The organism is Streptomyces ureilyticus, assembly GCF_011045025.1.
In the GTDB taxonomy this organism is placed as follows: domain Bacteria; phylum Actinomycetota; class Actinomycetes; order Streptomycetales; family Streptomycetaceae; genus Streptomyces; species Streptomyces ureilyticus.
The window spans coordinates 1-9025 of the sequence record NZ_JAAKZX010000303.1 but is presented as its reverse complement, the minus strand read 5'-3'; the positions used below and the strand labels follow the sequence as shown (position 1 = coordinate 9025).

The following is a 9025-nucleotide window of genomic DNA, read 5'->3' as shown; positions in this document are numbered from 1 at the left end:
GGCTGGTTGTGTGTGGCGCGGGCTGATTTCCGCCGGACAGGCTGATTTTCCGCCGGACGGACGGGCTGTTCTTCCGCTGGACGGGCTGAATTTTCGCGGCCGGACTTTGTCAGCGCAGGCCCGCATCAATCAGCCCGTCTGGGGGCACCTCCCAGCGGTAGCTGGGGGAGTTTGAGGACGAGGCCGTTCAGGCCGATGCGGGGTCTGGGGCGCAGCCCCAGCGGGGTCCAGGGGCGGAGCCCTTGGCGGGGTCGAAGGGGCAGCGCCCCTTGGTATGGGACGGGTAGGGGCGGCGGGGGCGAGGAAAAGCCGCTACAGGAACGCCAGGTTTACGAGCCAGAAGCTCAGGGCGGCGACCAGCGCCGCTGCCGGCATGGTGATGAACCAGCCGAGAACGATGTTCTTGGCGACGCCCCACCGCACCGCGTTCAACCGCTTCGTCGCCCCAACCCCCATGATCGCCGACGTGATCACATGCGTCGTCGAGATCGGCGCCTTGAAGAGGAACGCCGTGACGAACATGATCGACGCCCCCGTCGTCTCCGCGGCAAACCCCTGCGGCGGATCAAGCTCGATGATCTTCCGCCCGAGCGTCCGCATGATGCGCCAGCCCCCCGCGTACGTCCCCAGCGACAGCATCACCGCACAGACCACCTTCACCCACACCGGGATCGGATCGCCGTAGTCCTCGACATCCGCGATGACCAGCGCCATCACCACTATGCCCATCGTCTTCTGCGCGTCCTGAAGACCATGCCCGAGCGCCATCCCCGCCGCCGACACCGTCTGCGCTATACGGAAACCCCGCTTCGCCTTGTGCGGATTCGCATGGCGGAAGATCCACATGATCGCGGTCATCACCAGATAGCCCACGCCCAGACCGACCAGCGGCGAGACGAACATCGGGATGACGATCTTCTCCAGCACACCGGACCAGTAGACCGTCGTACCGCCGGCCAGAGCCGCCCCGACCATGCCGCCGAACAGCGCGTGGGACGAGGACGACGGCAGGCCGAAGTACCAGGTGACCAGGTTCCAGGTGATCGCGCCGACCAGCGCCGCGAAGAGAATGCCCATCCCCTTCGAGCCCTCAGGTGTGGAGATCAGCCCCTCGCTGACGGTCTTGGCGACCTCGCTGCCCAGAAAGGCACCGGCCAGGTTCATGACCGCGGCCATCATCAGCGCGGCCTTCGGCGTCAGCGCCCGCGTCGACACGGACGTCGCGATCGCGTTCGCCGAATCGTGAAAGCCGTTGGTGTACGTGAAGAAGAGCGCGACCCCGATGGTCACGACCAGAGCGAAGGTCTCCATGGAGTGTTCAGGACTCCTTGACGGCGATGGTCTCCACCGTGTTCGCCACGTGCTCGAACGCGTCCGCCGCTTCCTCCAGCACATCCACGATCTGCTTGAGCTTGAGCACCTCGATGGCGTCGTACTTGCCGTTGAACAGGTGCGCAAGAAGCTTTCTGTGGATCTGGTCGGCCTGGTTCTCCAGGCGGTTGACCTCGATCCAGTACTCGGTGAGGTTGTCCATCGTGCGGAGGTTCGGCATGGCCTCGGCCGTCAGCTCGGCAGCCCGCGCCAGTACCTCGATCTGCTGGTCCACGCCCTTCGGAAGGTCCTCGACGTTATAGAGGACGACCAGGTCGACGGCCTCCTCCATGAAGTCCATGATGTCGTCGAGGTTCGATGCGAGTTTGTAGATGTCCTCGCGGTCGAACGGCGTGATGAACGAGGAGTTCAGCTGGTGGAAGATCGCGTGCGTGGCATCGTCACCGGCATGTTCCGCGGCCCGCATACGCTCGGCGATCTCGGTCCGGCCGGAGGCGTCGGCCCCGAGCAGTTCCATCAGGAGCTTGGAGCCCGTGACGATGTTGTCCGCGGAGGCGGCGAACATGTCGTAGAAGCTCGTCTCCCTGGGGGTCAGACGAAATCGCACGTGGGTTCCTCGGATTGCTTCGGTTTCGGTCAGGGTGATGCTAGGTGCACCATCCAGCCATGGAAAACGGGCCGTCCCCCAGTGTCACCCATGAGGCAAAGTGCTCCGCACAGGGTCCATTGGGTGGTCGGCCGGGGGCATCGGCGCATCGGCCAAGAGCCGTATACCCAGCAAAATTCGTTACCATATACCCATCCCGGGTATACGTACCCGACGAACCAGGCACGTTCGCCGGCACGAGCACAGGAGGACGCGATGACGACGACCGAGGCCGGAAACAGCGCGCCCTCCGCGGGCGCGCCGGACGTGGTGACCGACCACGACCGCGGGGTCCACGGCTACCACAAGCAGAAGGACGAGCACCTCAAGCGCCTGCGCCGGATCGAGGGCCAGATCCGCGGACTGCAGCGGATGGTCGACGAGGACGTCTACTGCATCGACATACTCACCCAGGTCTCCGCCTCCACGAAGGCCCTCCAGTCCTTCGCCCTCCAACTCCTCGAGGAGCACCTCCGCCACTGCGTCGCGGACGCGGCCCTCAAGGGCGGCGCGGAGATCGACGAGAAGGTGGAGGAAGCCACGAAGGCGATCGGCCGACTGTTGCGTACGTGACATTCGCGCATGTACGTACGGGCCTGCCGCATCGGAGGCCTACGCGGCAACGTGGCGCGGGGGAACCGCGCCACGTCTACTTCTCGGCGCCCTCGCCGTACTCCTCGAGGAAGCGCTCCTCCGCCAGTTTCAGCACCTCGTCGATGCGGGCGGGGCTGAGCCGGTCCTCACCGGCGGACGAGGCCGCGATGATCAGGTCGCCGCACAGCTCGATCTCGGCGAGGGCCACGTGGTCCTGAACTGCCGTACCGTGCGCCGGAGCCACGTGCATCACCTCTTCCTGCCGTCACCGACTTCCTAGAGTAGGGAGCGGCCTACACACAGCGCATGGCACCAACGGACCATTTCCGGCCCCGCACAATCCGGCCGTCTTGGCGCTCCGACTACTCGACGATCTTTCCCGCGTAGATGTCCCCGGCCTCCGGCAGCCGTACGTCGACGGGGGCACCGAAGTCGTACAACAGCAGCGTCGAGGCGACCGCGACCGTACCCTCCTGCTGCCCGTTCACAAAGCTGAACCGGTGCCGGAGTTTCCGGATGCGTCCCTGTTCGTCGAGGTAGGCGTCGAAGGGGACGTCGGCCGTGGCGAACCCCTTCGCCGCAGCCCGCAGGGGTCCGCGATTGCCGTCCGAGGCCCGCTCGGCCGCCTCGTCGAGGTCGGCGGTGCCGCGATAGTGCCGTACGGGAGTGCCGGCCACGCTCGTCTTCCCCACGTACGTCGCCTCGCGCGTGCCCCGCAGCAGTTCGGCGGCGGTGAAGGGATCGGTGGCGCCGCCGGTGACGAGGTTGCCGTCGGAGAGGGTGGCGGTGTCGACGCGGACCCATTTGTCGGCGGGCACTCCGGCTCCGCGGTTCTTCATGTAGAGGGCGCCCGGTGCGAGCAGTTCGGTGATCGGGCGGCGCCCGTCGGCGCCGCCCGGGTCCTGGGGGAGGCGTACCTTCAGGCGGCCGACCTGCCGCCGGTAGTCGTAGACGCCCTCGCCGCGAATCGTGACGCGGGTGCCGCCGGTGGCCATCTCCATCGAGGTGTGCGCCTTGGAACTGCCCGCCTGCACGAGGTTCGTCGAGGCCTGCCGCAGTGCCTCGGCCGAGGCGGTGCCCGTGTTCTCGGCGGCGGCTCCACTGCCCGTGCATCCGGTGGCGCACACCATGAGCCCCGCCACCGTGGCGGCCAGGGCGACCGCCCCGCCCGCACCCCTGTGCTGCCGCTCCACCATCGCCTGCCTACCCCCAGCCGGGCCGTCCTCGCGCGCCTCCTGTCGTTGCCCTTAACGACGAGTCAGGGGCGCCGTCACGCCGTGACGCCGCTTGAGCAAGCGATTACTCAACCTCTGTACGGTGGTGAACGTGGCAGAGCAGGCCGAAGCCGACCCCCCGGAACACCGCACGACAACAGTCGACCAGGGCCGCTTCTGCGTAGCCCGCTGCACCTGCGGCTGGCGCGGCCCAGCACGCCGGGCGAGAAGCCTGGCAAGACGGGACGCGGAGGGCCACGAGGCCGCGCCCCACTAGGCCTCCGAAAAGCGCCCGGGCCCTCTACTGGCTATGCGTGGCGCAGGACGGCCAGCAACTCGTCCACCAACACTTGATCGCGAGGCTGCGTCAGCCGCTCCTTGGCCGCACCCGGCGGAAGCCACCGCACGCGATCCACCTCATCGTTGGGCGTGAAGTGCCCCTCGGTCGCCTCCGCTGCCCAGTAACTGACCTCCTTGGGCCGCCCGTTGGCGAGATAGCGCACGGTGGCCAGCCGGGGACCGGGTACGCACCCGAGGCCGGTCTCCTCCGAGACCTCCCGTACCGCCCCCGCCAGCGGGTCCTCGCCGCGCTTCAGCTTGCCCTTGGGATGCGACCAGTCAAGGTACTTGGGCCTGTGGACCAGGCAGATCTCCAGTTCGCCGTCGACGGGCGAGCGGCGCCACAGGACGCAGCCCGCCGCGAGTACGGGGTTGCCGTTGGTCGTCTGCACAGTCCCTCCTGGGTCACGAAGTACTGACTGTCTCCCTTAACCAGGCCTGCCGGAACGCGAACCTGGCCGCTTCCACCTCGTGTCGCTGGTCCGCGTGCAGCACCCCGAGCGCGTACGCCGTCGCCGGGGCGATCCGCGGGGTACGGGCCGCCGATGCCGCCGCCGTGGCCGCTTCCGCCGCGTCCCGGTGCCGGTCCAGGGCCTGGCCCGCGTTCAACACGCGTACGTCCACCGGGGATTCCGTGCCGTACAGGACCTCGAGGGCGTAGCGGTGCAGGCGCAGCAGGAGGCGGACCTGGTGCCACGGGGCGTCCTGCGGCTGCGGGGCCGGGTCCGCGGAGAGGCCGTGGACGAGGGCTTCCGCGTTGTACGGGTGGCCCGCGCTGACCAGGGGCAGTGCGGTGATGGCGTCGGTGAGGCGGTCCTCCGCGGCTGCCGCGAGCGGCTTGAGGCCGGCGCTGGTCGCGGCCGGGCTCAGCGGGACCTCGCTGGCCAGCACGGCGACGCTGTCCGCGACGGCGTGGAAGCGGCTGGAGCCGAGTGCCTGGAGGGCCGCCGAGTGGGCGCGCGTGCGGGCCAGGGTCAGCTGGCGTTCCAGTAGGGCGCCCGCTTTGGCCGCGCCCACGGTGAGGGTGCTCTTCTCCTGACGCGGTTCTGACGCCGTCTGTGCTGGTATCGGGGAGCAGCCCGACAGCCGGTTCAGTGCTCCGAGCAGCCGCTCGAGGCGGGCCGCGTACGCGTGCTCGCGCGCCAGCGTGCCCGACAGCCAGGCCAGTTCGGGGCGTATGCCCTCCGACCAGTCCGTGTCCAGGAGCGGGCGGAAGGTGTGGAGGGTGCCGCTGATGCGGCGGGCCGAGCGGCGCAGGGCGCGAGCCGCGTCGACGGTCTCCTCCGTGCCGTTGCCGCTTGACGCCGTGCTGCCGCCCGTCTCGCGGTGCTGCCGCAGCGCGCGGAGGAACTCCGTGGCCTGGGTCTGGAGGTAGGCCTCCAGGGTGTCCCCGGCCACGGGTCCGGCCGCAGGGTCAAGGTGTTGCTTTGCCACGCCGGCGCCTCCGGGCGTCTATGAGCATCTCCTGGACGTTGCGCAGCCGCTGGCCGTCGCCGTCGGCCGCGTGGCGAGTCCACTCGCCGTCGGGGCCGAGGTGCCAGGAGGAGGTCTTGTCGGACATGCCGGTCTCGAGGAGCCGGTTGAGCGAGGCTCGGTGGGCCGGGTCCTTGACCCGGACCAGGGCCTCGATCCGGCGGTCGAGGTTGCGGTGCATCATGTCGGCGCTGCCGAACCACACCTCCGGCTCACCGCCGTTGCCGAAGGCGAAGATGCGGGAGTGCTCGAGGAAACGGCCGAGGACGGAACGTACCCGTATGTTCTCGGACATGTCGGGCACTCCGGGTCGTACCGCGCAGATGCCCCGTACCCATACGTCCACCGGGACGCCCGCCTGGGAGGCGCGATAGAGGGCGTCGATGATCGCCTCGTCCACCATCGAGTTGACCTTGATGCGGACGTACGCGGGACGTCCGGCGCGATGGTGCTGTGCCTCCTTGTTGATCCGCGCGATCAGGCCGTCGCGCAGGGACTTGGGGGCGACCAGGAGGCGGCGGTAGGTCTCGCGGCGGGAGTAGCCGGAGAGCCGGTTGAAGAGGTCGGAGAGGTCCGCGCCGACCTGGGCGTCGGCGGTCAGCAGGCCGATGTCCTCGTACAGGCGGGCCGTCTTCGGGTGGTAGTTGCCCGTGCCCACATGGGAGTAGCGGGCCAGCGTCTCGCCCTCCTGGCGGACCACCAGCGACAGCTTGCAGTGCGTCTTCAGGCCGACGAGCCCGTACACGACATGGCAGCCCGCCTCCTCCAGCTTGCGGGCCCACTTGATGTTGGCCTGCTCGTCGAAGCGCGCCTTGATCTCGACCAGGACGAGGACCTGCTTGCCGGACTCGGCGGCGTCGATGAGCGCGTCCACGATCGGCGAGTCGCCGGAGGTGCGGTACAGCGTCTGCTTGATCGCGAGCACGTCCGGGTCCGTCGCGGCCTGCTCCAGGAACGCCTGCACGGACGTGGAGAAGGAGTCGTACGGGTGGTGCAGCAGGACGTCGTGCTCCCGCAGCGCGGCGAAGATGTCCGGCGCCGACGCCGACTCGACCTCGGCGAGATCGCGGTGGGTGCCCGCCACGAACTTCGGGTACTTCAGCTCGGGCCGGTCGAGACGGCTGATGCCGAAGAGGCCGGTGAGGTCGAGGGGGCCGGGCAGCGGGTACACCTCGGCCTCGGAGACCTTCAGCTCGCGCCGGAGGAGATTGAGGACGTACGGGTCGATGGACTCCTCGACCTCCAGGCGCACCGGCGGCCCGAAGCGGCGCCGCATGAGCTCCTTCTCCAGGGCCTGGAGCAGGTTTTCGGCGTCGTCCTCCTCGACCTCCAGGTCCTCGTTGCGGGTGACCCGGAACATGTGGGTCTCCAGGACCTCCATCCCCGGGAACAGCTCCTCCAGGTGGGCCGGCGCGGAAATCACGTCCTCCAGGGGGACGTAACGGCCGGGCGAGGCCTCCAGGAAGCGGGACAGCAGCGGCGGGACTTTGACGCGCGCGAAGTGGCGGTGGCCGGAGATCGGGTTCCGGAGATCGACCGCGAGATTCAGGGACAAGCCCGAGATGTACGGGAAGGGGTGCGCCGGGTCGACCGCGAGGGGCGTGAGGACCGGGAAGATCTGGTTGCGGAACAGCGTGAAGAGACGGGCCTGCTCCTTCTCCGTCAGCTCGTTCCAGCGGACCAGGTGGATGCCCTCCTCCGCGAGCTGGGGGGCCACGTCCTCCTGGTAGCAGGCGGCGTGCCGGGCCATGAGCTCACGGGAGCGGGCCCAGATCATCTCCAGCACTTCGCGCGGCTGCAGACCGGAGGCCGAGCGGGTGGCGACGCCGGTCGCGATACGCCGCTTCAGTCCTGCCACGCGGACCATGAAGAACTCGTCCAGGTTGCTGGCGAAGATCGCGAGGAAGTTCGCCCGCTCCAGGAGGGGCGTGTCCGGATCCTCGGCGAGCTCCAGGACGCGCTCGTTGAACGCGAGCCAGCTGCGCTCCCTGTCCAGGAAGCGGTTCGGCGGGAGCTGGGGGCCGACGCCGTCGGTCTCCTCGTACGCGTCGAGGTCGGCGTCGAGGTCCGGCTCCAGGTCGGAGACCACGGCCGACACGGTGTGCGGGCGGTGCGCGGCGATGGAGCCCACGGAGGGCTGGGCATGCTGAACCTGGACTTCGTGCTGGGTCATGAACCCATTGTTCCGCGCCGGAACCGAAACGGGCGCGTCAGATGGAGCGGGCGGGAGCGCGGCGACGAACTGGAGGCTCCTGTTCTCCCGCACGGGTGAAGGCTCGTTCTCCGGGGGAGGCGAAGGCTCGGGGACGGAGGGGTTCATTCGCCGAGGGTCGCAAGTCTGTCTGAATCGATGGTTACGGAGACATGACGTACGGGACATGGAGGGGCGTCTCCCGGGGGTCCGCACCCCCGGGAGACGGGTGCGCCCTACCCCCGTGAGGGCGTACTACGCCGCAGCAGCCAGAAGGCGCCTGCGGTGGCGAGGGCCGCGAGGGCCAGCGCGATGCCGGCGTCCATGAGCTGGAGCGGCCAGTGGTGGGACTGGGGATGGAAGACGGTGTAGTACCCGGTGATGTCCCCTTCCTTCACGCAGCCCGGGCCCGGCATGTCGCGGCAGGGATAGCTCTCGCTCCGCTCGCCGGAGGTGAGCACGTATCCGCTGCTCATGTGGAGGGCCGTTTGCGGGAGCTGGTACTCGTCCGGGCCGGAGACCGTCACGGACGAGGTGGGCCACAGGTTCCACCGGTACCAGTCCATGAGGTTGAAGAAGGCCAGGGTGGCGGCGAAGCCGAGGCCGGCGGCGGGCAGGGCCCTTCTTGTGACCATCCCGGCGAGCGCCCCGAGGGCGAGGCCCGCGAGGGCGTACGTGACGGCGGCCGGGCCGGTGGTGATGAAGGTGTCGGTGGAGTACCAGTCCAGGGCCAGGTCGGGGCCGCCGTCCTGGCGGGCCCAGACGTTCAGCAGGACGGCCGTGGTGGTGCCGGCGGTCAGCAGCAGGGCCGGGACGGCGAGCTTGGCGGCGAGCCAGCGCAGCGGGGTGACCGACTGGGTCCAGGCCAGTCGCGCGGTGCCGCTCTCCAGCTCCCGGCCGATGAGCGCGCCGCCCGCCCAGGCGCCGACGGGGAACATCAGGTACGACAGTGCCTCGGCCGTCAGCGACACGAGGCGGCGGTACGTCGTGTCGTCGAAGGTCGACGAGGTGAGGTTGGGGCAGTACCCGGGAGGGCTGCAGGGGCCGGTGCTCACGCGGGCGTCGTCACCGATGACGTACATCCAGACCATGGCGGCCGCGAAGGCCACGAGGGCGGCGCCCCCGACGTACAGCGCCGTGCGGTGCAGGCGCAGCACCGACCAGGTCAGGCCGCGTGGTGCGAGCCGGCTGCGGAGGCGAGCGGCCGTCGGGGCGGAGGCGGGGGCGGTCATGCGG

The 9025-nt window shown here is 69.3% G+C and carries 9 protein-coding genes; 1 reads left to right on the top strand and 8 read right to left on the bottom strand.

Annotation, left to right across the window (positions count from 1 at the left end):
* Nucleotides 1-312 precede the first annotated feature (312 nt).
* Together G6048_RS44590 and G6048_RS44585 are read right to left on the bottom strand one after the other, a co-directional pair.
* Nucleotides 313-1311, bottom strand: coding sequence for an inorganic phosphate transporter (locus G6048_RS44590; RefSeq protein WP_165345332.1), 999 nt, complete (start codon nt 1309-1311; stop codon nt 313-315).
* A 7-nt stretch (nt 1312-1318) separates the two neighbouring features.
* A complete protein-coding gene (locus tag G6048_RS44585) occupies nt 1319-1939 on the bottom strand; it encodes a DUF47 domain-containing protein (RefSeq protein ID WP_165345331.1) in 621 nt (206 codons plus the stop codon).
* 255 nt (nt 1940-2194) lie between these two features.
* Between G6048_RS44585 and G6048_RS44580 the strand changes: the two genes are divergently transcribed.
* Nucleotides 2195-2551, top strand: coding sequence for a metal-sensitive transcriptional regulator (locus tag G6048_RS44580; protein WP_165345330.1), 357 nt, complete (start codon nt 2195-2197; stop codon nt 2549-2551).
* A 76-nt stretch (nt 2552-2627) separates the two neighbouring features.
* Here the strand turns inward: G6048_RS44580 and G6048_RS44575 are convergent, their stop codons facing one another.
* The 6 genes from G6048_RS44575 to G6048_RS44550 all read right to left on the bottom strand — a co-directional run.
* Nucleotides 2628-2822 carry a hypothetical protein gene (locus G6048_RS44575; protein ID WP_206342905.1) on the bottom strand — a complete coding sequence of 65 codons (195 nt, stop codon included), beginning with the start codon at nt 2820-2822 and terminating at the stop codon, nt 2628-2630.
* 112 nt (nt 2823-2934) lie between these two features.
* Nucleotides 2935-3768, bottom strand: a complete 834-nt coding sequence (locus G6048_RS44570) for a hypothetical protein (protein ID WP_165345329.1) — start codon at nt 3766-3768, stop codon at nt 2935-2937.
* A gap of 326 nt (nt 3769-4094) precedes the next feature.
* The gene (locus G6048_RS44565; protein ID WP_165345328.1) at nt 4095-4517 is read right to left on the bottom strand and encodes an NUDIX hydrolase; all 423 of its coding nucleotides are present in this window, start codon (nt 4515-4517) and stop codon (nt 4095-4097) included.
* A gap of 13 nt (nt 4518-4530) precedes the next feature.
* On the bottom strand, nt 4531-5559 hold the full coding sequence (locus G6048_RS44560) for a CHAD domain-containing protein (protein ID WP_165345327.1): 1029 nt from the start codon (nt 5557-5559) through the stop codon (nt 4531-4533).
* Entirely contained in the window at nt 5540-7918 is a 2379-nt protein-coding gene (locus G6048_RS44555) for an RNA degradosome polyphosphate kinase (protein ID WP_165345326.1), read from the bottom strand. The genes G6048_RS44560 and G6048_RS44555 overlap by 20 nt, the downstream gene beginning before the upstream one ends.
* A 107-nt stretch (nt 7919-8025) precedes the next feature.
* On the bottom strand, nt 8026-9025 hold a 1000-nt coding region (locus tag G6048_RS44550; RefSeq protein ID WP_328828811.1), incomplete at its 5' end, for an ABC transporter permease.